The organism is Rubrivivax gelatinosus, from assembly GCF_016583785.1.
GTDB classification, from domain to species: Bacteria; Pseudomonadota; Gammaproteobacteria; order Burkholderiales; family Burkholderiaceae_C; genus Rubrivivax; species Rubrivivax gelatinosus_B.
Genome location: NZ_NRRU01000020.1, coordinates 16,446 through 41,422, shown reverse-complemented (window position 1 = coordinate 41,422; position 24,977 = coordinate 16,446). Strand labels below are relative to the sequence as shown.

At 70.5% G+C, this 24,977-nt stretch carries 22 protein-coding genes; 4 read left to right on the top strand and 18 right to left on the bottom strand.

Annotated elements, in window-relative coordinates:
• The gene (gene ppsA, locus CKO43_RS07320; protein WP_200228686.1) at positions 1–2,397 is read right to left on the bottom strand and encodes a phosphoenolpyruvate synthase; all 2,397 of its coding nucleotides are present in this window, start codon (positions 2,395–2,397) and stop codon (positions 1–3) included.
• A gap of 195 nt (positions 2,398–2,592) precedes the next feature.
• Between ppsA and ppsR the strand changes: the two genes are divergently transcribed.
• On the top strand, positions 2,593–3,417 hold the full coding sequence (ppsR, locus tag CKO43_RS07315) for a posphoenolpyruvate synthetase regulatory kinase/phosphorylase PpsR (RefSeq protein WP_200378273.1): 825 nt from the start codon (positions 2,593–2,595) through the stop codon (positions 3,415–3,417).
• Here ppsR and CKO43_RS07310 read toward each other — a convergent pair.
• The 16 genes from CKO43_RS07310 to rpsB form a co-directional block, all read right to left on the bottom strand.
• Complete coding sequence (locus tag CKO43_RS07310; RefSeq protein ID WP_200228684.1) at positions 3,411–4,193, bottom strand: TrmH family RNA methyltransferase; 783 nt, start codon at positions 4,191–4,193, stop codon at positions 3,411–3,413. The two genes, ppsR and CKO43_RS07310, sit on opposite strands and share 7 nt — an antisense overlap.
• Entirely contained in the window at positions 4,190–4,840 is a 651-nt protein-coding gene (gene rnhB / locus CKO43_RS07305; protein WP_200228683.1) for a ribonuclease HII, read from the bottom strand. The genes CKO43_RS07310 and rnhB overlap by 4 nt, the downstream gene beginning before the upstream one ends.
• Complete coding sequence (gene lpxB, locus CKO43_RS07300; protein WP_242481087.1) at positions 4,806–5,930, bottom strand: lipid-A-disaccharide synthase; 1,125 nt, start codon at positions 5,928–5,930, stop codon at positions 4,806–4,808. The genes rnhB and lpxB overlap by 35 nt, the downstream gene beginning before the upstream one ends.
• 17 nt (positions 5,931–5,947) lie before the next feature.
• Positions 5,948–6,736, bottom strand: coding sequence for an acyl-ACP--UDP-N-acetylglucosamine O-acyltransferase (gene lpxA, locus CKO43_RS07295; protein ID WP_200228681.1), 789 nt, complete (start codon positions 6,734–6,736; stop codon positions 5,948–5,950).
• 13 nt (positions 6,737–6,749) lie between these two features.
• Complete coding sequence (fabZ, locus tag CKO43_RS07290) at positions 6,750–7,190, bottom strand: 3-hydroxyacyl-ACP dehydratase FabZ (RefSeq protein WP_200228712.1); 441 nt, start codon at positions 7,188–7,190, stop codon at positions 6,750–6,752.
• An 8-nt stretch (positions 7,191–7,198) separates the two neighbouring features.
• Positions 7,199–8,224, bottom strand: a complete 1,026-nt coding sequence (gene lpxD / locus CKO43_RS07285) for a UDP-3-O-(3-hydroxymyristoyl)glucosamine N-acyltransferase (RefSeq protein ID WP_200228680.1) — start codon at positions 8,222–8,224, stop codon at positions 7,199–7,201.
• A 13-nt stretch (positions 8,225–8,237) separates the two neighbouring features.
• Positions 8,238–8,744 (bottom strand): OmpH family outer membrane protein, encoded by a 507-nt coding sequence (locus CKO43_RS07280; RefSeq protein ID WP_200228679.1) that lies wholly within the window; start codon positions 8,742–8,744, stop codon positions 8,238–8,240.
• Between the two features lie 14 nt (positions 8,745–8,758).
• A complete protein-coding gene (gene bamA / locus CKO43_RS07275) occupies positions 8,759–11,062 on the bottom strand; it encodes an outer membrane protein assembly factor BamA (protein WP_200228678.1) in 2,304 nt (767 codons plus the stop codon).
• Positions 11,063–11,067: 5 nt separating this feature from the next.
• Positions 11,068–12,438 carry an RIP metalloprotease RseP gene (gene rseP / locus CKO43_RS07270; RefSeq protein WP_200378271.1) on the bottom strand — a complete coding sequence of 457 codons (1,371 nt, stop codon included), beginning with the start codon at positions 12,436–12,438 and terminating at the stop codon, positions 11,068–11,070.
• Complete coding sequence (locus CKO43_RS07265; RefSeq protein ID WP_200378270.1) at positions 12,435–13,619, bottom strand: 1-deoxy-D-xylulose-5-phosphate reductoisomerase; 1,185 nt, start codon at positions 13,617–13,619, stop codon at positions 12,435–12,437. Before CKO43_RS07265 ends, rseP begins: the two co-directional genes overlap by 4 nt.
• Positions 13,620–13,647: 28 nt before the next feature.
• On the bottom strand, positions 13,648–14,484 hold the full coding sequence (locus CKO43_RS07260; protein WP_200378269.1) for a phosphatidate cytidylyltransferase: 837 nt from the start codon (positions 14,482–14,484) through the stop codon (positions 13,648–13,650).
• A 5-nt stretch (positions 14,485–14,489) separates the two neighbouring features.
• Entirely contained in the window at positions 14,490–15,260 is a 771-nt protein-coding gene (gene uppS / locus CKO43_RS07255) for a polyprenyl diphosphate synthase (protein WP_200228671.1), read from the bottom strand.
• A gap of 17 nt (positions 15,261–15,277) precedes the next feature.
• A complete protein-coding gene (gene frr, locus CKO43_RS07250; protein WP_200228669.1) occupies positions 15,278–15,838 on the bottom strand; it encodes a ribosome recycling factor in 561 nt (186 codons plus the stop codon).
• 15 nt (positions 15,839–15,853) lie between these two features.
• Entirely contained in the window at positions 15,854–16,564 is a 711-nt protein-coding gene (gene pyrH, locus CKO43_RS07245; RefSeq protein ID WP_200228667.1) for a UMP kinase, read from the bottom strand.
• A 78-nt stretch (positions 16,565–16,642) separates the two neighbouring features.
• Positions 16,643–17,563, bottom strand: coding sequence for a translation elongation factor Ts (tsf, locus tag CKO43_RS07240; protein ID WP_200228665.1), 921 nt, complete (start codon positions 17,561–17,563; stop codon positions 16,643–16,645).
• A gap of 98 nt (positions 17,564–17,661) precedes the next feature.
• Positions 17,662–18,405, bottom strand: coding sequence for a 30S ribosomal protein S2 (gene rpsB, locus CKO43_RS07235; RefSeq protein ID WP_200228663.1), 744 nt, complete (start codon positions 18,403–18,405; stop codon positions 17,662–17,664).
• A 189-nt stretch (positions 18,406–18,594) separates the two neighbouring features.
• Between rpsB and CKO43_RS07230 the strand changes: the two genes are divergently transcribed.
• Genes CKO43_RS07230 through CKO43_RS07220 form a run of 3 tightly spaced genes read left to right on the top strand, consistent with a single transcriptional unit; the run spans position 18,595 to position 22,723 of the window.
• Positions 18,595–19,968, top strand: coding sequence for an amidase (locus CKO43_RS07230; RefSeq protein WP_200378268.1), 1,374 nt, complete (start codon positions 18,595–18,597; stop codon positions 19,966–19,968).
• A 2-nt stretch (positions 19,969–19,970) separates the two neighbouring features.
• Positions 19,971–21,221 (top strand): FAD-dependent oxidoreductase, encoded by a 1,251-nt coding sequence (locus tag CKO43_RS07225; RefSeq protein ID WP_200378267.1) that lies wholly within the window; start codon positions 19,971–19,973, stop codon positions 21,219–21,221.
• A 26-nt stretch (positions 21,222–21,247) separates the two neighbouring features.
• Positions 21,248–22,723, top strand: a complete 1,476-nt coding sequence (locus tag CKO43_RS07220; RefSeq protein WP_200378266.1) for an NAD(P)H-hydrate dehydratase — start codon at positions 21,248–21,250, stop codon at positions 22,721–22,723.
• An 18-nt stretch (positions 22,724–22,741) separates the two neighbouring features.
• Here CKO43_RS07220 and rnr read toward each other — a convergent pair whose 3' ends face one another.
• Positions 22,742–24,967 carry a ribonuclease R gene (gene rnr, locus CKO43_RS07215; RefSeq protein ID WP_430699145.1) on the bottom strand — a complete coding sequence of 742 codons (2,226 nt, stop codon included), beginning with the start codon at positions 24,965–24,967 and terminating at the stop codon, positions 22,742–22,744.
• Between the last annotated feature and the right edge of the window lie 10 nt (positions 24,968–24,977).

Genomic DNA, 24,977 nt, shown 5'->3' with positions numbered 1-24,977 from the left:
TCAGCGCTTGGCCAGGAGCTGCCAGGTCTCGACGACCGTGTCCGGGTTCAGCGAGATCGACACGATGCCTTCGGCCGCCAGCCATTCGGCGAAGTCGGGGTGGTCGCTGGGACCCTGGCCGCAGATGCCGATGTACTTGCCGGTGGCGCGGCAGGCGGCGATGGCACGCGAGATCATCGCCTTGACCGCCGGGTCGCGTTCGTCGAAGTCGTTGGCCAGCAACTCCAGCCCCGAGTCGCGGTCCAGGCCCAGCGTCAGCTGCGTCAGGTCATTGGAGCCGATCGACATGCCGTCGAAGTGCTCGAGGAACTGCTCGGCCAGGATGGCGTTGCTCGGCACCTCGCACATCATGATCAGGCGCAGGCCGTCGACGCCGCGCTTCAGGCCACGCTCGGCGAGCATCTGCGCCACGCGTTCGGCCTGGCGCACGGTGCGAACGAAGGGCACCATGATCTCGACGTTGTTCAGCCCCATCTCCGTGCGCACACGCTTCAAGGCCTCGCACTCCATCGCGAAGGCTTCGGCGAAGTCGCCGCTGATGTAGCGGCTGGCACCGCGGAAGCCCAGCATGGGGTTCTCTTCCTCGGGCTCGTAGCGCGTGCCGCCGATCAGCTTGCGGTACTCGTTGGACTTGAAGTCCGACAGGCGCACGATCACCGGCTTGGGGAAGAACGCGGCGGCGATCGTCGCGATGCCTTCGACCAGCTTGTCGACGTAGAACGCACGCGGCGAAGCGTGGCCACGCGCCACCGACTCGACCGCCTTCTTCAGCTCGGAGTCGATGTTCGGGTAGTCGAGGATCGCCTTCGGGTGCACGCCGATGTTGTTGTTGATGATGAACTCGAGGCGGGCCAGGCCCACGCCGGAGTTCGGCATCTGCGCGAAGTCGAACGCCAGCTGCGGGTTGCCGACGTTCATCATGATCTTCACCGGGCTGTACGGCATCTCGCCGCGCTGCACCTCGCTGACCTCGGTCTCGAGCAAGCCGTCGTAGACGCGGCCGGTGTCGCCTTCGGAGCAGGCGACGGTGACGAGGGCACCGTCGAGCACACGCTCGGTGGCGTCGCCGCAGCCGACGACGGCCGGGATGCCGAGTTCACGCGCGATGATCGCCGCGTGGCAGGTGCGGCCGCCGCGGTTGGTGACGATGGCCGCGGCACGCTTCATCACCGGCTCCCAGTTCGGGTCGGTCATGTCGGTGACGAGCACGTCGCCGGGCTGCACGCGGTCCATCTCGGCCGGCGAGCGCACCAGGCGCACCGGGCCGGCGCCGATCTTCTGGCCGATCGCGCGGCCCTCGGCGAGCACGGTGCCCTGGCCCTTCAACTTGAAGCGGTGTTCGACCTTGCCGGCGGCCTGGCTCTTCACGGTCTCGGGCCGGGCCTGCAGGATGTAGATGCGGCCGTCGCCGCCGTCCTTGCCCCACTCGATGTCCATCGGGCGGCCGTAGTGCTTCTCGATGATCTGGGCGTACTTCGCCAGTTCGATGACGTCGGCGTCGGCCAGCGAGTAGCGGTTGCGCTGCTCCGGCGGGTTGTCGACGATCTTGACGAGGCGGCCGCTGGCGGCCTTCTCGGCGTCGCTCGCGAACTCCATGCGCTGCAGCTTGCTGCCGAGCACGCGGCGGATGATCGGAAACTTGCCGGCGGCCAGCGTCGGCTTGTAGACGTAGAACTCGTCGGGGTTGACCGAACCCTGGACCACGGTCTCGCCCAGGCCGTAGCTGGAGGTGATCAGCACCACCTGGTCGAAGCCCGACTCGGTGTCGATCGTGAACATCACGCCGGCGGCACCGACGTCCGAACGCACCATGCGCTGCACGCCGGCCGACAGCGCGACATCGGCGTGGGCGAAGCCCTTGTGCACGCGGTAGCTGATCGCGCGGTCGTTGTAGAGCGACGCGAAGACTTCCTTCATGTGGTGCAGCACCGAGTCGATGCCGCTGACGTTAAGGAAGGTCTCCTGCTGGCCGGCGAACGACGCGTCGGGCAGGTCTTCGGCGGTGGCCGAGGAGCGCACGGCGAAGCTGGCGCCGGGGTTGTCGCCTTCGAGCAGCTTGAACTGCGAACGGATCGCGGCCTCGAGCTCGGCCGGGAACGGCGTCTCGATGATCCAGCGCCGGATCTCGGCGCCGGCTTCGGCCAGCGCACGCACGTCGTCGGTGTCGAGCGCGGCCAGGCGCGCCTCGATGCGCTCGGCCAGACCGCCGTGGCGCAGGAAGATGCGGAAGGCGTGCGCCGTCGTCGCGAACCCGCCGGGAACGCGCACGCCGGTGGCGGCCAGTTGACTGATCATTTCGCCGAGGGAGGCGTTCTTGCCGCCTACGACCTCGACGTCGCTCATGCGCAGTTGTTCGAACGGTACGACCAGGGCGGTCGCCAGAGTGGCCTGAGGCATGGTGGTAAAGCTCCGTGATGTGAGAAAACCGGTGCTGCCGCAGGCACGCTCGGACCCCTCGATCCAGCACTTGTGGATTCTGTTTGTCGGCTGGGGGTGGTCACGTCGAGGTGAAGGCAGGATGCTTCGAGCCATTCTACGGAAGTCTTTCCATATGATGACCAAAACCAGGACGGCCCGGCCGCGCAAGCATCCATGATCGAAAGAAGTGTCTTTTTCGTCTCCGACGGCACCGGCATCACCGCCGAAACCTTCGGCAACTCGATCCTCAACCAGTTCCCGGTGAAGATGCGCCACGTGCGCCGGCCCTTCATCGACACGCTCGAGAAGGCCGATGCCGTCGTCGCCGAGATCAACGACGTCGCGTTGCGCGAAGGCCGCAAGCCCATCGTCTTCATCACGCTGGTCGAGCCGAAGATCCGCACCCAGGTCACAGGCCCCGGCTGCAACGGCCTGGTCCTGGACATGTTCCGCACATTCGTCGAGCCGCTGGAAGATGCCTTGGGCGTCAAGTCCAACCACCGCGTCGGCCGCTTCAACGACGCCAGCCAGAGCCAGGAATACAACGACCGCATCGAGGCGATCAACTTCAGCCTCGCGCACGACGACGGCCAGAGCTCGCGCAACCTCGACCGCGCCGACGTCATCCTGGTCGGCGTCAGCCGCTGCGGCAAGACGCCGACCTCGCTGTATCTGGCGATGCAGCACGGCGTGAAGGCGGCCAACTACCCGCTGATCCCGGAAGACTTCGAACGCGGCAAGCTGCCGTCGATGCTGGCGCCGCACCGCAAGAAGTGTTTCGGCCTGACGATCGAGCCGACGCGCCTGGCGCAGATCCGCAACGAGCGCCGCCCGGGCAGCCGCTACGCGGCGATCGAGAACTGCCGCTACGAGGTCAACGAGGCCGAGGCGATGATGCGGCGCGACGGCATCCAGTGGCTGTCGTCGACACACAAGTCGATCGAGGAGATCGCGACGACCATCCTGCGCGACATCCGCCCGGACCGCCTGATCTACTGATCCGCGCGCGCCGCCGATTCGTACAGGCAGATCGCGGCGGCGGCGGCGACGTTCAGCGACTCCTCGCCACCCGGCTGCGGGATGCGCACCGCGAGCGCGCAGCGGGCCTGCAGCGAAGCCGTGACGCCCTGCCCTTCGTGTCCCAGCACCCAGGCGCAGCGCGCGGGCAGCGCGGCCTGGCGCAGCGTCGAGCCGGCATGCGGCAACGTCGCCACCAGCGGCACCGCCAGCGTGTCGAGCCCGGCCTCGTCCAGGCCCTCGACGAGATTGAGCGCGAAGTGCGCGCCCATGCCGGCGCGCAGCACCTTGGGCGACCAGAGCGAGGCCGTGCCCTTCAAGGCCAGCACCTGGGCCACGCCCAGCGCCGCGGCGCTGCGCAGGATGCTGCCCACGTTGCCGGCGTCCTGCACCCGGTCGAGCACGACCGTGTGCACGTCGGCGAGCACCGCGCCGCCGGCAGGCGCGTCGAGCAGGAAGCCGATCTTCGCCGGCGACTCCAGGCCGCTCGCGGCCGCGAACAGCACGTCGTCGACGACGGCGACCGCCTGCGCCCAGGCGGCGAGCGCCTGCAGGCGCTCGTCCTTTTCCCAGGCGCTGCGGGCGATCAAGGCCTGGGCCGCGGGCCGGCCGCGGGCCTGCAAGGCGGCGCAGAGGTGGTCGCCTTCGAGCCAGACCTGGCCGACGCGGCGATAGGCGTTGCCGTCCTGCGCCAGCCGGCGCACACGCGCCAGCAGCGGGTTGTCGCGCGACCTGATGAAACGCAGCGTGTCGCTCATGCAGTCTCCGCGTCGGCGGGCATACCGGCCAGCACGGCCCGCACCGGCGCGAAGCTGCGCCGGTGCGCCGGGCAGGCGCCCAGGCGGCGCAGCGCGTCCAGGTGCTCGCGCGTCGGATAGCCCTTGTGGCCGCCGAAGCCGTAGTCGGGCCAGCGCTGGTGCAGTTCGGCGCACAGGCGGTCGCGCTCGACTTTGGCAACGATGGACGCGGCCGAGATCGCCGGCACCAGCGCGTCGCCGCGCACGATCGCGTCGGCGGGGATGCGCAGCACCGGCAGCCGGTTGCCGTCGACGAGCACACGCTTGGGCAGCAGGCGCAGCGCCTCGACCGCACGTTTCATCGCCAGCAGCCGTGCCTGCAGGATGTTGAGCGTGTCGATCTCCTCGACGCTGGCGAGTGCCACCGAGACGCAGAGCGCACGCGCGTGGATCTCGGCGTACAGGCGCTCGCGCTGCAGCGCCGTCAGCGCCTTCGAATCGGCCAGGCCGGCAACCGGCGCCAGATCGTCGAGGATCACCGCGGCCGCGACCACCGGGCCGGCCAGCGGGCCGCAGCCGGCCTCGTCGACGCCGGCGATCAGGCCGGGCGGGTGCCAGCCGAGGTCGAGCTGCTCAGGAACGGCCTTCGAGGACTTGCGCGATGGCATCGGTGGCACGGCGCGCGGTATCGCGCCTCAGCAGGTGGTGCAGGTCGAGGAAACGGCTCTGCAGCGCGCGCACGCGCGCCGCATCGTCCAGCCAGGCGAGTGTCTCGCGTGCCAGCGCCTCGGGCTCGCAGCGGTCCTGCAGCAGCTCGGGCACGACGAAGTCGCGGCACAGGATGTTGGGCAGGCCGACCCAGGGCAGATAACCCATGCGCCGCATGATCTGCCAGGACAGCCCGGCCATGCGGTAGCCGATGACCATGGGCCGCTTGAACAGCGCGGCCTCGAGCGTGGCGGTCCCGCTGGCGATCAGCGTCACGTCGCAGGCGGCCATGACCTCGTGCGAACGGCCGTCGAGCAGCTCGATCGGCACGTCGGGCGCGTGCGCGGCCAGCAGCGGCTCCAGCAGCGGCCGCAGGCCGGGCGCCACCGGCAGCAGCAGGCGCAGGCCCGGGCGCGCACGCTGCAGCCGTGCCGCGGCCTGCAGGAAGGCCGGCGCGATGTGCTCGATCTCGCCGCGCCGGCTGCCGGGCAGCAGCGCGACGACGGCGTCACACTCGGCAAGACCCAGGGCCTGGCGCGCCGCGGCCCGCGGCGGCTCCAGCGGGATCGTGTCGGCCAGCGGGTGGCCGACGTAGCTCGCGGCGACGCCGTGGCGCTGCAGCAGCTCGGGCTCGAACGGGAACAGGCAGAGCACGTGGTCGCAGCTCTCGGCCATCTTCTTCGCACGGCCGCCGCGCCAGGCCCAGATCGACGGGCAGACGAAGTGGATGGACTTGATGCCGGCGGACTTCAGCCGCCGCTCCAGGCCGAGGTTGAAGTCGGGTGCGTCGACGCCGACGAAGCCCGAGGGCGGGTCGTCGAGCAGGCGTTCGGCGAGCCGGTCGCGTATCGCCTTGATCTCGCGGTAATGGCGCAGCGCGTCGACGTAGCCGTGCACGGCCAGCCGGTCGTTGGGCCACCAGGCGTCGAACCCCCGGGCGGCCATCTTCGGCCCGCCTATGCCCTTGGCCTGCAGCTCGGGCCAGCGCTCCTGCAGCCCGCCCAGCAGCAGGCCGGCGAGCAGGTCGCCGGATGCTTCGCCCGCGACCATCGCCAGCCGCATATCGTTTATCGGGCGATGCCCCGCGTGGACGCGGCGAGGAAATCGAGCACCAGGTCGACGTCGGCGTCACCGCCTTCGACCTGGCCGCGTAGCGCGACGATGCCATCGCGCGCCTTGTCCAGCGTCAGGCCGTCGCGGTAGAGGAGGCGGTGGACCTGCTTGACCTGGCCGATGCGCTCGCGCGAGAAGCCGCGCCGGCGCAGGCCCTCGACGTTGAAGCCGTGCACGCCCAGCGGGTTGCCGCTGACCATCATGAACGGCGGCACGTCCTGCGAAACGTGGCTCTGGAAACCGATCATCGCGTGCGCGCCGATGTGGCAGAACTGGTGCACGCCGCTGAGCCCGCCGACGATGACCCAGTCGCCGACATGCACGTGGCCGGCCAGCGTCGCGTTGTTCGCCAGGATGCAGCGGCTGCCCAGCTGCACGTCGTGGGCGATGTGCACGTAGGCCATGACCCAGTTGTCGTCGCCGACGCGCGTGACGCCGCCGTCCTGGGTCGTGCCGCGGTTGAAGTGGCAGAACTCGCGGATCGTGTTGCGCTCGCCGATGACGAGCTCGGTCGGCTCGCCGCGGTACTTCATGTCCTGCGGCGCGGTGCCGATCGCGGCGTGGCCGTAGATCGTGTTGTCGCGACCGATGGTCGTCGGCCCTTCGACGATGCAGTGCGGGCCGATCGAGGTACCGGCGGCCATGCGCACGCCGGCGCCGACGATCGTGTATGGACCGACGCTGACCGACGAGTCGAGTTCGGCCTTCGGGTCGATGACGGCTGTCGGATGGATCCGGCTCATGGGTTCGCGGTCCTCAAGCCACTTTGCGCATCGTGCACATCAGCTCGGCTTCGACGGCGGTCTCGCCGTCGACGCTGGCGCGCGTCTTGTACTTGTAGATGCCACCCTTGACGCGGTCGATCCAGGCCTCTAGCACGAGCTGATCGCCGGGTTCGACGACACGCTTGAAACGTGCGCCGTCGATGCCGACGAAGTAGACGACGGTATCGTCGCCGGGCTCGGTGCCCATCGACTCGAAAGACAGCAGCGCGGCGCTCTGCGCCAGGGCCTCGAGCATCATGACGCCGGGCATCACCGGGCGCGCCGGGAAGTGGCCCATGAAGAACGGCTCGTTGATCGTCACGTTCTTCAGCGCCTTGATGCGCACGTTCTTCTCGAGCTCGACGACGCGGTCGACGAGCAGGATCGGATAGCGGTGCGGCAGCTTCTTCAGGATCTTGTGGATGTCCAGCACCGGCTCGCTCATGATGTTTTTTTCTCCAGCGCCCGCAGGCGCTCACGCAGGGAATGCAAATGCTTCAGGGTGGCGGCGTTCTTCTCCCACGAGGCGTGCTCGTCGCAGGGGAAGACGCCGGTGTAGTGGCCGGGCTTGCGGATCGAGGCCGTGACCAGCGTCGCCGCGCTGATGTGCACGCCGTCGCAGATGTCCAGGTGGCCGACGATGTTGGCGGCGCCCCCGATCGTGCAGCGGCTGCCGATGCGCGTGCTGCCCGCCACCGCCGAGCAGCCCGCGAACGCGGTGTGGGCGCCAATGCGCACGTTGTGCGCGATCTGCACCAGGTTGTCGATCTTGACGCCGTCGTCGATGAAGGTGTCTTCCAGCGCCCCGCGGTCGACACAGGTGTTGGCGCCGATCTCGACGTCGTCGCCGATCCAGACCGCGCCCAGCTGCTCGATCTTGGTCCAGCGGCCGGCCTCGGGCGCGAAGCCGAAGCCGTCGGCACCGATCACCGCACCACCGTGCACGATGCCGCGCGCACCGATGCGGCAGCCGAAGGACAGCATCGAACGCGGCATCAGCCGCGTGCCGGCGCCGACAAAAGCGTTCTCGCCGACATGGGCCTGCGCCGAAACGATGGCGCCATCCTCGACGACGGCACCGGCGCCAACGAAGGCCAGCGCGCCGATGGCCGCGCCCGGCGCGACGCGCGCGCCCGGCTCGACGACGGCGCTGGCGTGCACGCCGGCCGCCGGCCGCTCGCGCCCCTGCGCCGCCCACCACTGCGACAGCCGGGCGTAGGCGAGATAGGGGTCGGCGACGACGATGGCCGCCCCACGCGCCGCCGCGGCCTCGCGCATCGCCGGCGCGACGATGACGCAGCCGGCCGCTGAAGCGGCCAGCTGCGACTGGTAGCGGGGGTTCGCGAGAAAGCCGATCGTGTCGGCCCCGGCGCGCTCGAGCGGGCCGATGCGGACGACCGTGTGATCCGGGTCGCCGATCAGTTCGCCGCCGAGCAGCGCGGCCAGGTCGCCGATACGCGCTTGCACGACGGATGCGGGGTCACTTGCCCGCGGCAGCGGACGCGTTCAGCGACTTCAGCACCTTGTCGGTGATGTCCACGCGCGGGCCGGCGAACACGACCTCTTGCAGGATCAGGTCGTACTTTTCCTGATCGAAGATCTGCTTGATGACGCGGTTGGCACGCTCGACGACACCAGCCAACTCTTCGTTGCGGCGCTGGTTCAGGTCTTCCTGGAACTCGCGGCGCTTGCGCTGGAACTCGCGGTCCTGGTCGACGAGCTCGCGCTGGCGGCGGCTGCGTTCGCTTTCGGCGAGCGTCGGGCCGTCCTTCTCGAGCTTGTCGGCCGCCGTCTTGAGCTTGGCGGCCTGGTCGGCGAGTTCCTTCTCGCGCTTGCTGAACTCGGTCTCCAGCTTCGCTTGCGCTGCCTTGGCCGGAACGGCCTCGCGCAGCACGCGCTCGCTGTTGACGTAGCCGATCTTCAACTCCTGTGCGCCCGCCAGCGGCACCAGCACCATCAGGGCGGCGGCGGCAACGAGGGATTTCATAGGCTGCATCTTCATCAGAACGCGGTCCCGATCTGGAATTGGAAACGTTGGATTTTATCGTTGCGCTCAACCCGAACCGGGATGGCATAACTCAACTGCAGCGGCCCGACCGGGGAAACCCAGCTCAAACCCAGGCCGGTCGAGGCGCGCAGCGTGCCGAGGTCGACGGTTTCGCCGTCGCGCCAGACGTTGCCGGCGTCGCCGAAAGCGAACACCCGCAGCGTCTTGTCGTTGCCGGTGCCGGGCACCGGGAAGTACAGCGAGGCGTTGATATTCAGGCGCTTGGAGCCGCCGATGTAGGCACCTGTCGGGTCGACGACGCCGAGCGAGTTCTGCTCGAAGCCGCGCACCGTGCCCAGGCCGCCGCCGTAGAAGTTCTTGAAGATCGGGAAGGCCTTGCCGCCCAGGCCCTCGCCCCAGCCAAGCTCGGTGTTCAAGCCCAGCGTCGTCTTCAGCGGCATCGCCCAGTACTCCTGGTACTGCAGGTTCGTGCGCAGGTAGCGCACGTCGCCGATGAAGCTCAGCTCGGCGTTGACGCGCGTGTAGCGGCCGCGGCTGGGAACGAGCGCGCTGTCGCGGCGGTCGCGCTGCCAGCCCAGCGTCAGCGGCACCGAGTAGCTGGTCTCGCCATACTGAGCCCGGTAGTTCAGGTAGGACAGCGGGATGCCCGACGAGGTGCCGATCTTGGTCATCTCGGCGCCGGCACCGAAGAACACGGTGTCGTACTCCGAGAACGGCACGCCGAAACGCACCGAGAAGCCCGGCGTCGCGAGGTCGTAACTGTCGCCCAGGCTGTTGTAGGGCCGGGTCGTGCGGTAGTAGATGTCGACCGCGCGCGAGACGCCGTCCTGGGTGAAGTAGGGGTCGGTCGTGCTCAGCACCAGCGTGCGCTGCGACTTGCTGGTGTTGACCTGGATGCCCAGGTAGTTGCCGGTGCCGAAGACGTTGTCCTGCTGGATCGAGGCCGTCAGCGACAGGCGCTCGGCGTTCGAGTAGCCGGCGCCCAGCATCAGGTTGCCGGTGGACTTTTCCTCGACCTTGACGGCGAGGTCGACCTGGTCCGGCGCGCCCGGCACCTCGTTGGTGTCGACGGCGACGTCGCTGAAGTAGCCCAGGCGGTCGACGCGGTCGCGCGAGAGCTTGATGCGGTCGCCGTCGTACCAGGACGACTCGAACTGGCGGAACTCGCGCCGGATGACCTCGTCGCGGGTGCGCGAGTTGCCGGCCAGCTCGATGCGGCGCACGTAGACGCGACGTTGCGGCTCGGCAAAGAGCACGAGCGCGACCTGGCCCTTCTCGCGGTCGATCTCGGGGCGCGGCTCGACGCGGGCGAAGGCGTAGCCGTAGAGGCCGAAACGCTCGGTGATGCGGCGGCCGGTCTCGGCGACCGCGTCGCCGCTGTAGGGTGTGCCCGGGCGGATGCCCACCAGTGCTCGGAACTCGTCGTCCTTGCCCAGGTAGTCACCTTCCAGCCGGACCGCGGTGACGGTGTAGGGCTGGCCTTCGCGCACCGAGATCGTGATCGCGATCGACTGCTTGTCGGGCGAGATCGTGACCTGGGTGGACTCGATGTTGAACTCGAGGTAGCCGCGGTTGACGTACCAGGCGCGCAGCTTCTCCAGGTCGGCGTTGAGCTTGGTGCGCGAATAACGGTCGTTCTTCGTGTACCAGGTCAGCCAGCCGCTGGGCGTCAGGTCGAACAGGTCGAGCAGGCTCGATTCCTTGAAGGCCTGGGCGCCGACGATTCGGATGTCGGTGATGCGCGCGGCCTCGCCTTCGTTCATCGTGAAGGTGACGCCGACGCGGTTGCGCTCGAGCGGCGTCACGGTCGTGACGACCTCGGCGCCGTAGAGGCTGCGCGTCAGGTACTGGCGCTTGATCTCCTGCTCGGCGCGGTCGATCAGGGCCTTGTCGAAGGGCAGCCCTTCGCCGATGCCGGCGTCGCGCAGCGACTTGACCAGCGGCTCGGAGTCGAACTCCTTCAGGCCGACGAAGTTGACCGAGGCGACGACGGCACGTTCGTCGACGACGACGATGGCGTCCTGGCCGTCGATCTCGATGCGCACGTCGTTGAAGAGGCCGGTCGCGAACAGCGCACGCAGCGCGGCGGCACCCTTCTCGTCGTTGTAGGTGTCGCCGATGCGGAACGGCAGCGCACCGAACACGGTGCCGGGGTCGGTACGCTGCAGGCCCTCGATGCGGATGTCCTGCAGGACGAATGGCGTCACCGCGTAGGCGGCCGGTGTCACCAGGACGGCCGAGGCCGCGATCAGGGCGGCAGCCGCGCGCTGCGGAGCGGTCGGAATGACAGGAAGCATGGAGTTCAGTGCAGGCCCAGCAAGCGGGCCACGTCGTTGAAGAGGGCGAGCGACATCATCATCAGCAGCACCGCGATCCCGCCGCGCTGCAGCCTCGCCAGCCACAGTTCGGAGACTGGCCGTCCGGTGACGGCTTCGAAAATGTAATACATGAGGTGGCCGCCATCGAGCATCGGCAGTGGCAACAGGTTGAGCACGCCCAGGCTGACGCTGACCAGCGCGAGGAAAGCCAGGTAGACCGCGGGCCCGCGCTGCACCGACTGGCCGGCGTAGTCGGCGATCGTCAGCGGCCCGCTGAGGTTCTTCAGCGAGGCCTCGCCGACCAGCATGTTGCCCAGCATCCTGACCGTCAGCGCCGAGACTTCCCAGGTGCGCGAGGCCCCTTGCACCAGCCCGTCGATGGCGCCGTGGCGCACGACCACGGTGTCGGGCATGCCGCCGACGACGGTGTCGATGCGGCCGACGGCACCGCTGGCGTCGATGACGACACGCGGCAGCACCGTCAGCTCGAGTTCACGGCCGGCGCGTTCGACACGCCAGCGCATCGCGACGCCCTCGCCCTGGTTCACCGCGCCGCGCACACGCTGCACCAGCGCCGTGGCGTCGTCGACCGGCCCGCCGTCCACGGCGAGCACCCGGTCGCCGGGCTGGAGCCCGGCCGCGGCACCCGGGCTGCCGGCGCGGACCTCGCCGATGCGGGCCTCGCTAAAGGGGGCGCCGAAGCCGATCTGCGCCAGCAGCCGGGTGTCGACGTCGCGCGCCGAATAGGCGCCGAGGTCCAGGTGCAGGCTGCGCGCGCCGTGGCCTTCGCGGTCGCTCACCTCGAGCTCGATCGAACGCCCGGCGAGCACGGCCTGCGTGATCTGCCAGCGCAGGTCGGTCATCGAGTCGACCTCGTCCCAGGCGAGGCCGTCGCGCGAGACCGCGCGCACCCAGTCGCCGCCGCGCAGCCCGGCGGCCTCGGCCGCACTGCCGGCCGGCGGGCTGCCGAGCACGGCCTTGGGCTCCTCGATGCCGATCCAGTGCGCGCCGGCGTACAGCAGCACCGCCAGCAGCAGGTTGGCGATCGGCCCGGCGGCGACGATGGCCGCGCGCCGCGGCAGCGTCTGGCGGTTGAAGGCGCGGTGCAGCTCGTGCGGCGCGACCGGCTCCTCGCGCTCGTCGAGCATCTTCACGTAGCCACCCAGCGGCAGCGCGCAGAGGACGAACTCGGTGCGGTCGGCACCGCGCACGCGGCGCAGCAGCACACGGCCGAAACCGACCGAGAAGCGCTGCACCTTGACGCCGCAGGCGACCGCGACGCGGTAATGCCCGTACTCGTGCACGACGATCAGCACGCCGAGCGTCAGCACGAAGCCGAGGACGGTCGCGATCACGCGGCCAGCGCTCCGATGAGGGTCCGCGCGGTTGCCCGGGCGCGTTCGTCCAGCGCCAGCAGGTCGTCGATGGAGGACACCGGCCCCAGCGTCGCGGCCAGGCGCTCGACGGTGCCGGCGTTGACGGCGTGGATCGCGGTGAAGCCGATGCGGCGGTCGAGGAAGGCGGCGACCGCCTCCTCGTTGGCCGCGTTCATCACCGCGGTCGAACCCAGCGGGCCGCGCAGCGTGTCCCAGGCCAGCGCCAGGCCCGGGAAGAGCTTCAGGTCGGGCTCCTCGAAGGTCAGCGCCGACAGCTTCAGGAAGTCCAGGCGCGAGGCGCCGCAGGGGATGCGCTCGGGGAAGGCCAGGCCGTAGGCGATCGGCACGCGCATGTCGGGTGTGCCCAGCTGCGCCAGCACCGAGGCGTCGCGGCACACGACCATCGAGTGGATGATGCTCTGCGGGTGGATGACGACGCGCACCTGCTCGGGCTCGAGGCCGAACAGCCAGCGCGCCTCGATCACCTCGAGCGCTTTGTTCATCATCGTCGCCGAGTCGACCGAGATCTTGCGGCCCATGACCCAGTTCGGATGCGCCACCGCCTGCTCGGGCGTGACATCGTGCAGCGTCGCCGGGTCGCGCTGGCGGAACGGGCCGCCGCTGGCGGTCAGCAGCAGATGGTCGATGCGTTCGCCCCAGACGCGGCGGTCCTCGGGCAGGCACTGGAAGATCGCCGAGTGCTCGCTGTCGATCGGCAGCAGCGTCGCCCCGCCCTGCTCCACCGCCTGCATGAACAGCGCGCCGCCGACGACCAGCGCCTCCTTGTTCGCCAGCAGCAGGCGTTTGCCGGCGCGCGCCGCGGCCATGCACGAGGGCAGACCGGCGGCACCGACGATCGCGGCCATCACGCTGTCGACCTCGGGTTCGGCGACCAGCTCGCACAGCGCCTGGGCGCCGACACGGACTTCGGTGCCGCAGCCGGCCAGCAGCGCACGCAGCGCCGCGGCGCGTTCGTCGTTCGGCACCACCGCCACGCGCGGGCGGAACTGCCGGCACTGCGCCGCCAGCTCGTCGACACGCTGGAAGGCGCTGAGGCCGTAGACCTCGAAACGTTCGGGGTGGCGCGCGACGACGTCCAGCGTGCTGGTGCCGATGGAGCCGGTCGAGCCGAGGATGACCAGGCGCTGGGGGGTGCTCATGGTTCTGGCGGAGATGGGGGAATGAGGATCAGACCGCGGCCAGGGCCAGCGCGATCGGGAACACCGGCAGCAACGCGTCGACCCGGTCGAGCACGCCGCCGTGGCCCGGCAGCAGCCGGCTGCTGTCCTTGGCGCCGGCGGCACGCTTGACGAGCGATTCGATCAGGTCGCCGACGACGCTCATCGCCGTCAGCGCCAGCAGCGCGAACACGCCGCCGACCGGGCCGAGCGTGTCCAGCAGGCGCGAGTACAGGCTGGGGCCGTCCAGCACCCAGTGGCGATCGACGGCGATCCAGGCGGCCGCCAGCAGCAGCACGCCGGCCAGCCCGCTCCAGACGCCTTCCCAGCTCTTGCCCGGGCTGATGGCCGGCGCCAGCTTGCGCCGGCCGAAGGCGCGGCCGCCGAAGTAGGCGCAGATGTCCGCCGCCCAGACGAGGCAGAAGACCGAGAACATGAAGTTCAGGCCGACGACGTGGGCGTGGGCGATCGCCAGCCAGGCCGCCCACAGCATCACCAGCCCGAGCGCCCAGCGCGCGGCACGCGGCAGCTGCGGCCAGGCCGAAGGCCCGCCGCGCAGCGCGACGACACTGCCCGCCACCCACAGCAGCGCGGCGAGCCACCAGGCGCCAGCTGGCGCCAGATCGACCCAGCCGGAGAACAGCGCCGCGCCGCAGGCAGCCGCCAGCAGCAGCGCCATCGCGATCGAAGCCGCTTGTCCGGCCTGGTTCAGCCGCCCCCACTCCCAGCCCGCCGCGGCCAGCAGCACGAGCGTGAGCATCGCGAACCAGGCCGGCCCGGGGGCCGCCAGCGATGCGATCAGGATCAGGAGCAGGACGACGGCCGTGATGACCCGCTGTCGCAGCATGGGGTTCAGGTGCTCTGGGGCACCACCTGCGCCGGACGGATGCCGCCGAAACGGCGGTCACGCTGGGCGAAGGCGGCGAGCGCGGCGTCGATCTCGGCTTCGCCGAAATCGGGCCACAGGCACTCGGTGAAGAACAGCTCCGAGTACGCCGCCTGCCACAGCAGGAAGTTGCTCATCCGCATCTCGCCGCCGGTGCGGATGAACAGGTCGGGATCGGGCGCGAAGGACAGCGCCATGTGGCGCGACAGATAGGACTCGTCGAAGTCCTCCGGCTTGACGCCTTCGGAGAGTGCGCGCCGGCAGGCCTGGACCACGTCCCAGCGGCCGCCGTAGTTGAAGGCCACCGACAGCGTGATGCGGCGGTTGTTCGCGGTCAGCGACTCGGCCTGGTCCCAGGCGGCACGCAGCTTGTCGGAGACCGCCGAGCGGTCGCCGATGATGCGGATGCGCACGCCGTCGCCGGCCATCTTCGTCAGGTACTTGGAGACCGCGACCAGCACCAGGCCCATCAGGCCCGAGACCTCGTCGGACGGCCGCTTCCAGTTCTCGGACGAGAAGGCGAAGACCGTCAGGTACTCGACGCCGCGTTCGGCGAAGGAGTTGACCGCCCGCACGAGCGTGTCCACGCCCTGCTTGTGGCCGAAGAAACGCGGCATGTAGCGCTGTCGCGCCCAGCGCCCGTTGCCGTCCATCACGACGGCGACATGGCGCGGCGTCGCGCGGTCAGGCGCCTGGCCGTTGGGCGCGAGGTTTTCGGTCAGCGGTAGATGCGTCATCGGTTGCGCAGGACGGCTCAGACGGCCATGACCTCCGCTTCCTTCGATTGGACGAGCTTGTCGATCTCGGCGATGGTACGGTCCGTCAGACGCTGGACATCGTCCTGGCCACGACGCTCGTCGTCCTCGGACACGAGCTTGTCCTTCACGAGCTTCTTCAGCTGCTCGTTGGCGTCGCGGCGCACCCCGCGCGCATGGATCTTGGCGTCCTCGCCGGCGTGGCGCACGACCTTGGTCAGCTCCTTGCGGCGCTCCTCGGTCAGCGCGGGCATCGGCACGCGCAGCAGGTCGCCCTGTGCCGCCGGGTTCAGGCCGAGATCGGACTCGCGGATCGCCTTCTCGATCTTGGCGCCCATGCCCTTTTCCCAGGGCTGGACGCTGATCGTGCGGGCGTCGAGCAGCGTGACGTTGGCGACCTGGCTGATCGGCAGCATCGAGCCGTAGTAGTCGACGTGCACCTGGTCGAGGATGCCCGGGTGGGCACGGCCGGTGCGGATCTTCTGCAGTTCGTTCTTGAACGCCTCGATGGACTTGGCCATCTTGTCGGCGGCGGTCTTGTGGATGTCAGCGATGGTCATGAGAGTGGAGCCTCGTCAAACGTGCACGAGCGTGCCTTCGTCCTGGCCCAGCACGACGCGCTTCAAGGCGCCGGGCTTGTTGATGCTGAAGACCCGGATCGGCAGCTTCTGGTCGCGGCACAGCGCGAACGCGGCCGCGTCCATGACCTGCAGGTTCTTCGAGATGGCCTCGTCGAAGCCGATCGTCGCGTAGCGCGTCGCGGTCGGGTCCTTGTTCGGGTCGGCGCTGTAGACGCCGTCCACCTTGGTCGCCTTGAGCACCACCTCGGCGCCGATCTCGGCACCTCGCAGCGCCGCTGCGGTGTCGGTGGTGAAGAACGGGTTGCCGGTACCGGCGGCGAAGACGACGATCTTGCCTTCCTCGAGGTACTGCAGCGCCTTCGGGCGCACATAAGGCTCGACGACCTGCTCGATCGAGATCGCCGACATGACGCGAGCGGTCATGCCTTCCTGGCGCATCGTGTCGGCCAGCGCGAGCGAGTTCATCACCGTGGCCAGCATGCCCATGTAGTCGGCGGTGGCCCGGTCCATGCCGACCGAGCCGCCGGCGACACCACGGAAGATGTTGCCGCCGCCGATCACGACGGCGACCTCGCAGCCCAGGTTGGTGATCTCCTGGACCTCGCGCACCATGCGCACGATGGTGCCGCGGTTGATGCCGTAGGCGTCGTCCCCCATCAGCGCTTCGCCCGACAGTTTGAGCAGAATGCGCTTGTATGCCGGCATGCGAAAAACTCCTGAGACGGTGGTGATGCGAGAGAGAGTGTAAGGGGGCACGAGGCCCCCATATTTGACGGGCCTAGCTTATTGGCCCTTGGCGGCGGCCACCTGGGCGGCCACTTCGGCAGCGAAGTCGTCGACCTTCTTCTCGATGCCCTCGCCGACCACGTACAGGGTGAAACCCTTGACCGTGGTGCCGGCGGCCTTGAGCATCTGCTCGACGGTCTGCTTGTCGTTCTTGACGAAGGCCTGGTTCAGCAGCGAGACCTCCTTCAGGAACTTCTGCACCGAACCCTCGACGCGCTTGGCGACGATCTCCGGCGACTGCACCGGCTTGCCGGCGGCGGTCGCGGCGGCGGCGTCCTCGGCCGCCTTTTCGGCGGCGATGCGGCGCTCGGCCTCGACCAGGTCGGCCGGGACTTCGCTGGCGGCCAGCGCCTTGGGCTTCATCGCGGCGACGTGCATCGCGACGTCCTTGGCGGCGACGGCGTCACCTTCGAACTCGACGACGACGCCGATGCGCGTGCCGTGCAGGTAGCTGGCGAGCTGGCCGCCGCCGGCGTAGCGCTTGAAGCGGCGGATCGACATGTTCTCGCCGATCTTGCCGATCAGGCCCTTGCGCACGTCCTCGAGCGTCGGGCCGAAGCCGTCCTGCTCGTAGGCCAGCGCGCCGAGCGCGGCGACGTCGGCCGGGTTCTTCTCGGCGACGAGCTGGGCCGTGGCCTTGGCGAAGGCCAGGAACGAGTCGTTCTTCGAAACGAAGTCGGTCTCGCAGTTGATTTCGACGAGCGCACCGGTGGCGCCTTCGACGGCAGCGGCCACCACGCCTTCGGCGGTGACGCGGCTGGCGGCCTTGCCGGCCTTGTTGCCGAGCTTGACGCGCAGGATCTCCTCGGCGCGGGCGCTGTCGCCGTCGGCCTCGGTGAGCGCCTTCTTGCACTCCATCATCGGCGCGTCGGTCTTGGCGCGCAGTTCGGCAACCATGCTGGCGGTGATTGCGGGCATCTCTCTACTCCATTCGGATGGCAGGAAACCGCCGTGGCGCGAAGCGCCGGCGGCGGACTCACGGATTCGGGGCGGGGCCGCAGGCGGCCCCGCGCGGATCAGGCCTCTTCGCGGACCTCGACGAACTCGTCGGCGCCGGCAGCGGCTTGCACGACCTCGTTGGTCGCGCTGGCCTTGCCTTCGAGCACCGCGTCGGCGACGGCGCGCGCGTACAGCGCGACGGCCTTGGCCGAGTCGTCGTTGCCGGGGATGACGTAGTCGATGCCCACCGGCGAGTGGTTGGTGTCGACGATGCCGATCACCGGGATGCCGAGCTTCTTGGCTTCGGCGACGGCGATCTTGTGGTAGCCGACGTCGATAACGAACATCGCGTCAGGCAGCGCGTTCATGTCCTGGATGCCGCCGATGTCCTTCTCGAGCTTGACCAGCTCGCGATCGAACAGCAGCGCTTCTTTCTTGATCATCAGCTCGGTGCCGGCGTCCTTGGTCGTCTGCATGTCCTTGAGCTTCTTCAGCGAGCCCTTGACCGTCTTGAAGTTGGTCAGCATGCCGCCCAGCCAGCGCTGGTCGACGTAGGGCATGCCGCAGCGCTGGGCTTCCAGCGCGACGACGTCGCGGGCCTGGCGCTTGGTGCCGATCATCAGGATCGTGCCGCGGCGGGCCGACAGCTGGCGCACGAACTTCATCGCGTCCTCGAAGAGCGGCTGCGTCTTCTCGAGGTTGATGATGTGGATCTTGTTGCGATGGCCGTAGATGTACGGGGCCATCTTGGGGTTCCAGAAGCGCGTTTGGTGCCCGAAATGGACACCGGCTTCCAGCATTTCACGCATGGAGACAGTCATGGAGACTCCGAAGGTTGGATCTAGAATCCCGGCGCTTGATCGTTGCCGAAAGTGACGGAGTCGCTCAATGTTGAGCATCTCGCGTCGTTCCGTCAGCGACACCTCAGGTGCCCGGGTTCGCGGATGTGTTTGCCTCGAACAAATCGGGCATCAAGGCAATCTGCCTGCACCCTGTCTGAGACAAACCCAATGAGTTTAGCACGCCGCGGCGCCCCCGATCTGGGCGACGCCCGGAACCGCATCGTGTCCGGCGCATCGAGCGCCGCCTCGATGCTCGAGGAATCGTTCGCCGCCGCTGGCTCCGAAGCCTGCCGCGGCGCCTTCGTGCGCCGCTTCGACGCGACGGCGCGCGCCGCCGCCGCCGCGGTCGACCTGCAGCGCGCCGGCGGCGCCCCGCTGCCGCCGCTGGCCGGGCTGGCGGTCTCGGTGAAGGACTTGTTCGAGGTCGCCGGCCAGCCGACGACCGCGGCGTCCGCGGCCCTCACCGACGCCGAGCCGGCCACGGCGGACTGCCCCGCGGTGGCCCGGCTGCGCGCCGCCGGCGCGGCGCTCGTCGGCCACACCAACCTGTCCGAGTTCGCGTTCTCCGGCCTGGGGCTGAACCCGCATCACGGCACGCCGGCCAACCCGGTCACGGCCGCGCTCGACAGCACGCCGCGCGTGCCGGGCGGCTCGACCTCGGGCGGCGCCGTCAGCGTTGCCACCGGCGCCGCCTGGGCCGCGCTGGGCTCCGACACCGGCGGCTCGATCCGCATCCCGGCCGCCTTCCAGGGCCTGGTCGGCTTCAAGAGCACGCAGGCGCTGGTGCCGCTGGATGGCTGCATACCGCTGTCGCCCACGCTGGACACGGCCTGCGCGATCACACGCTCGGTCGCCGACGCGGTTCTGGTGCACGGCATCCTCGCCGCACGCGAGGTGCGCCCGGCCCCGCGCCCGCTGGCCGGCCTGCGCCTGGCGCTGCCGCGCACGCTGATGCTCGACAGCCTGGACGACACCGTCGCCCGCGCCTTCGAGACCGCGCTGGCAACGCTGGCTGCCGGTGGTGCCCGCATCGTCGAGATCGCACTGCCCGAACTGGCCGAACTGGCGGTCTTGAACGCCGCCGGCGGTTTCCCGGCGGCCGAGTCCTGGGCCTGGCACCGCCGCCTGCTCGCCGACCGCGGCAAGCGCTACGACCCGCGTGTCGCGGCGCGCATCCGCCGCGGCGAGACGATGGCCGCGGCCGACTACCTGGATCTGCAGCGTGCCCGCCGCGACTGGATCGCCCGCGTCACGGCGGCGCTCGCCGGCTTCGACGCCGCGCTCTCGCCGACGGTACCCATCGTCGCGCCGCCGCTGGCACCGCTGGTGGCCGACGACACGCAGTTCTTCGCCACCAACGGCCTCGTGCTGCGCAACCCGGCGGTCGTCAACTTTCTCGACGGCTGCGCGCTGTCGCTGCCCTGCCAGCGCGAGGGCACGCTGCCGGTCGGGCTGATGCTCTGGGCACCGGCCTTGGCCGACGACAGCGTGCTCGGCGCCGCGCTCGAGATCGAGCGCGCGCTGGCCGCGCGGGAGGTTTGACGATGCGGGTCGCCGTCATCGGCGCCGGCATCGTCGGCGTCAGCACCGCGTTCGAACTCGCCGCCGACGGGCACGAGGTCGTCGTCTTCGAGCGCCGCGGCAGCGTCGCGGCCGAAACCAGCTTCGCCAACGCCGGCGTGCTGGCACCCGGTTCGCTGATGCCCTCGGCCGCACCCGGCATGCCGCTGAAGCTGCTCGGCCAGCTGTTCAGCCGCGAAGGCGCACTGACGCTGGACCGGCTGGGCGTCTGGGGCCAGATCCCGTGGTTGTGGCGCTGGTGGCGCGCCTGCCGCCCGGCGGTGCACGCGACCAACCGTGCGGCGATGCTGCGCCTGGCGCGGCTGAGCCAGGAGCGGCTGACGATGCTGACGCAGGTGCTGCGGCTGGACTACGAGCACAGCCGCGGCTACACGGTGCTGCTGCGCAGCGACCGCGAACTCGCGCGCGCACGCCAGGGGCTCAAGCTGCTGGCCGAACTCGGCGTGCCTTTCGAGCTGCTCGATGCCGCGCGCGCACGCCAGGTCGAGCCAGGGCTCAACCCCGAGACCGCACTGCGCGCCGCCGTGCACCTGCCGCACGACGGCGTCGGCAACTGTCGCCAGTTCGCGCAGCAGCTCAAGACCGAGGCCGTGCTGCGCGGCACCGACTTCCGCTTCGGCACCGAGGTCCAGGCTGTCGTGCCCGGCACGCGGCCGGTGGTCGTCGCCGGCGGCAGCGAACACGCCTTCGACGCCGTCGTGCTGTGCAGCGGCGCGGCGACCCATCTGCTGCGCGCCTTGAAGCTGCACCTGCCGCTGGCGCCGGTCTGGGGCTACGCGGTGACGGCACCCTTGCGCCAGCTTGAGGGTTATCCGGATCTCGGCCCGCGTTCGGCGGTCTTCGACGAGAAGTACCGCGTCGCGGTGACGCGGCTGGGCCAGCGCGTGCGCGTCGCCGGCTGCAGCGAGATCGGCGGCTCGGCCGAGCACTACGACGAACGCGCGCTGCGCACGCTCTACCGCGTGCTGGAAGACTGGTTCCCGGGCGCCTTCGTGCCGACGCAGGCACAGCGCTGGAAGGGCGCACGCCCGGCGCTGCCCGACGGGCCACCGGTGCTGGGAGCCAGCGGCGCCGCCGGCGTCTGGCTCAACCTCGGCCACGGCGCCGCCGGCTGGACCCTGGCCTGCGGCTCGGCCCGGGTGCTGGCCGAACAGGTGGCCGGCCGCGCCGCGCCGCTGGACATGACGGCACTCGGCATCGAGCGCCTGCGCTGACCCCGGGGCGGACGGAGAATCGGCGCATGAGCCCGGTTCCCGTCACCCCCGAACGCGGCTGGCCGCTGCACACCAGCGCCGCCTCGCGCGCCGCCGAAGCTGCGGCCCTGGCGGTGACGCCGCCACACGCGCTGATGCAGCGCGCCGGCCTCGGCGTCGCCCGTCTCGCGCTCGCGCTGGCGCCGCACGCGCGCACGATCGCCGTGCTGGCCGGCCCCGGCAACAACGGCGGCGACGGCCTGGTCGCAGCTCGTCACCTGCACGCCGCCGGCAAGGCGCTGCGCGTCGTGCTGCTCGGCGACGAACAGCGGCTGCCGGCCGACGCCGCCGATGCGCTGCAGGCGGCGCGCGCGGCCGGCGTCCCGATCACCGACCGCCTGGACGAGGCCCCTGCCGATCTCGTCGTCGACGCCCTGCTCGGCCTGGGCACGACACGCGCGCCCGAAGGCCGCATCGCTGAGGCGATCGCCTGGGCCGCCGCCCGCGGCGGCCCGGTGCTCGCGGTCGACCTGCCCACCGGGCTGCACCCCGACACCGGCCAGCCGCTGGGAGCCGCCTGCGTGCGGGCGACGGCCACGCTGTCGCTGCTGACGCTCAAACCCGGCCTGTTCACCGGCGCCGGGCGCGACCTCGCCGGCAGCGTCTGGCTCGACACCCTCGGCGTCGAGGCCGGGGCCGAAAGCGCCCGTCTCGCGCCTGCACCCGAGCCGCGGCCGCGCGCCCACGTCCAGCACAAAGGCAGCTTCGGCGACGTCGTCGTCGTCGGCGGCGCACCCGGCATGGGTGGCGCCGCCTGGCTCGCGGCGCGCGCCGCACTCGCCGCCGGCGCGGGCCGCGTCTACTGCAGCCCGCTGGACCCGGCGGCGGCGTTGCTGGACCCGGCCCACCCCGAGCTGATGGGACGCGGCACCTGGTGGCGTTCGCCGCCCGCCGAACTCGCGGCGGCGACGGTGGTCTGCGGCTGCGGCGGCGGTGGCGCGGTGCGGGCGGCGCTGCCGCCGCTGCTGGCGCACGCCGTACGCCTGCTGCTGGACGCCGACGCGCTGAACGCGGTCGCCTCCGACCCCTCGCTGCAACGGCTGCTCGCCGGGCGCGCCGGCCGCGGCCAGCAGACCATCCTCACGCCGCACCCGCTGGAAGCAGCACGCCTGCTCGGCACCGGCGCCGCCGAAGTCCAGTCCGACCGCATCGCGGCGGCCGAGCGGCTGGCCGCACGTTTTGCCGCGGTCGTCGTGCTCAAAGGCTCGGGCAGCATCGTCGCCGCGCCGGGCGCGAAACCGTCACTGAACCCGACCGGCAACGCGCTGCTGGCCAGCGCCGGCACCGGCGACGTGCTCGCCGGCTGGATGGCCGGCGGCTGGATGCCGGGGCGCGAGGCGCACCCGGTCGCGGTGGACGCCGTCTGGCAGCACGGGCGCGCGGCCGACCTGGCGCTGGCGTGCGGCGCGACACACCCGCTGCTCGCGAGTGCGCTGATCGACGCGCTGCACGCCGCGGCCTGAGGCCGGCCGCGGCCGGCCTCAGCGCCGCGTGCGCGGCTTGGGCGCCGTCTTGCGGGCGCCGCCCTTGCGCGGCACCGTCGCCGTCTTGCGCGCCTTGGTGGCGGCCTTGGCGGCGCGGTCGGCTGCACGCACTGCCGCCAGCTCCTCGCTCGCCGATCCCGGTTTGTCGGCACCGGCGCGCTCGGCCTGCGAACGGCCACGCGACAGCAGGCGTTCGCCCTCGCCCTCGCGCACCATGCGGAAGTCGATGCGGCGGCCGTCCAGATCGACGCGGCTGACCTGCACCTGCACCCGGGTGCCGATCGCGTAGCGCACGCCGGTGCGTTCGCCGCGCAGCTCCTGGCGCGTCTCGTCGAAGCGGAAGTACTCGCCGCCGAGCTCGGTGATGTGCACCAGGCCTTCGACGTAGAGCGGGTCCAGCGTCACGAACAGGCCGAAGGCCGTGACCGCGCTGACGGTGCCCGGGTACTCCTCGCCCAGGTGCTCGCGCATGTAGCGGCACTTGAGCCAGGCCTCGACGTCGCGCGAGGCTTCGTCGGCGCGGCGTTCGTTGGCGCTGCAGTGGGCGCCGGCGGCTTCCCAGGACTCCATCTCCTGCGTCATCGGCTTGGCCGGCTTGACCACCGCCTTGGCGCCCCGGGCGCCGCGGCGCACCTCGGGCACGCGCGTCTTCGCGCTGGGCACCAGGTGGTAGTGGCGCTGGCCGAGCAGCGCCTTGATGACGCGGTGCACCAGCAGATCCGGGTAGCGCCGGATCGGGCTCGTGAAGTGGGTGTAGGCGCCGTAGGCCAGGCCGAAGTGGCCGGCGTTGCTGGCGGTGTAGATGGCCTGCTGCATCGAGCGCAGCAGCATGGTCTGGATCTGCTGCGCGTCGGGCCGACCCTGCACCGCCTGCGAGATCGCCTGCATCTCGGCGGGCTTGGGCTCCTCGCTCAGGTGCAGGCCCAGGCCGAGGGCCTTCAGGTAGGCCTGCAACGCCTGGCGCTTCTCGGGCGTCGGGCCTTCGTGCACGCGGTACAGCGACGGGTGGCCGGCCTGGGCGATGAAGTCGGCGGCGCAGACGTTGGCCGCGAGCATCGCCTCCTCGATCAGCCGGTGGGCGTCGTTGCGCACGCGCGGCACGATCTTCTCGATGCGGCCGTTCTCGTCGCAGACGATCTGGGTCTCGACGGTGTCGAAGTCGATCGCGCCGCGCAGGCCGCGCTGCTTGAGCAGCGCGCGGTAGGCCTCGTGCAGGTGCACCAGGTGCGGCACCAGTTCGGCGCGGCGCTGGGCCTCGGGGCCGCGCGTGTTCTGCAGCACCGCGGCGACCTCGTTGTAGGTCAGCCGCGCCTGCGAGCAGATCACCGCCGGATAGAACTGGTAGGCGTCGAGCGCGCCGTCGGCCGCGATCACCATGTCGCAGACCATCGCCAGCCGCTCCTGCTCGGGGTTCAGCGAGCACAGGCCGTTGGACAGCTTCTCCGGCAGCATCGGGATCACGCGGCGCGGGAAGTAGACCGAGGTCGCGCGTTCGTAGGCGTCCTCGTCCAGCGCCTCGCCGGGTTTGACGTAGTGGCTGACGTCGGCGATGGCGACGATGAGCCGCCAGCCCTCGACCGCGGTCTTGCCGCGGCCGCGTTTGAAGGGCTCGCAGTAGACGGCGTCGTCGAAGTCGCGTGCATCCTCGCCGTCGATCGTGACCAGCGGCACGTCGCTCAGGTCGACGCGGTGCTTGCGGTCGGCGGCGCGCAGCTTCTCGGGCAGCGCCGCGGCCTGGGCCAGGGTCTCGGGCGTGAAGCGGTGCGGCACCTCGTACTTGCGCACCGCGATCTCGATCTCCATGCCGGGGTCGTCGATCTCGCCCAGCACCTCGGCGACGCGGCCCACCGGCTGCGAGTGCAGCGACGGCGGCTCGGTCAGTTCGACCGAGACCACCTGCCCCACCGCCGCGCTGGCGGTGGCGTTCTTGGGTATCAGGATGTCGTGGCCGTAGCGCCGGTCCTCGGGTGCGACGACCCATTGGCCGCCTTCGTGCAGCAGCCGGCCGATGATCGGCGTCTTGCGCCGCTCGAGTATGTCGAGCACGCGCCCTTCGGGCCGGCCCTTGCGATCGAAACGCACGATGCGCACACGCACGCGGTCGCGGTGCAGTACCGAGCGCATCTCCTGAGGCGACAGATAGATCCAGGTGTCACCGACGTCGGGCACGACGAAACCATGGCCGTCACGGTGTCCTTCGACACGGCCTTCGACCTCGGCCAACAGTCCGGCA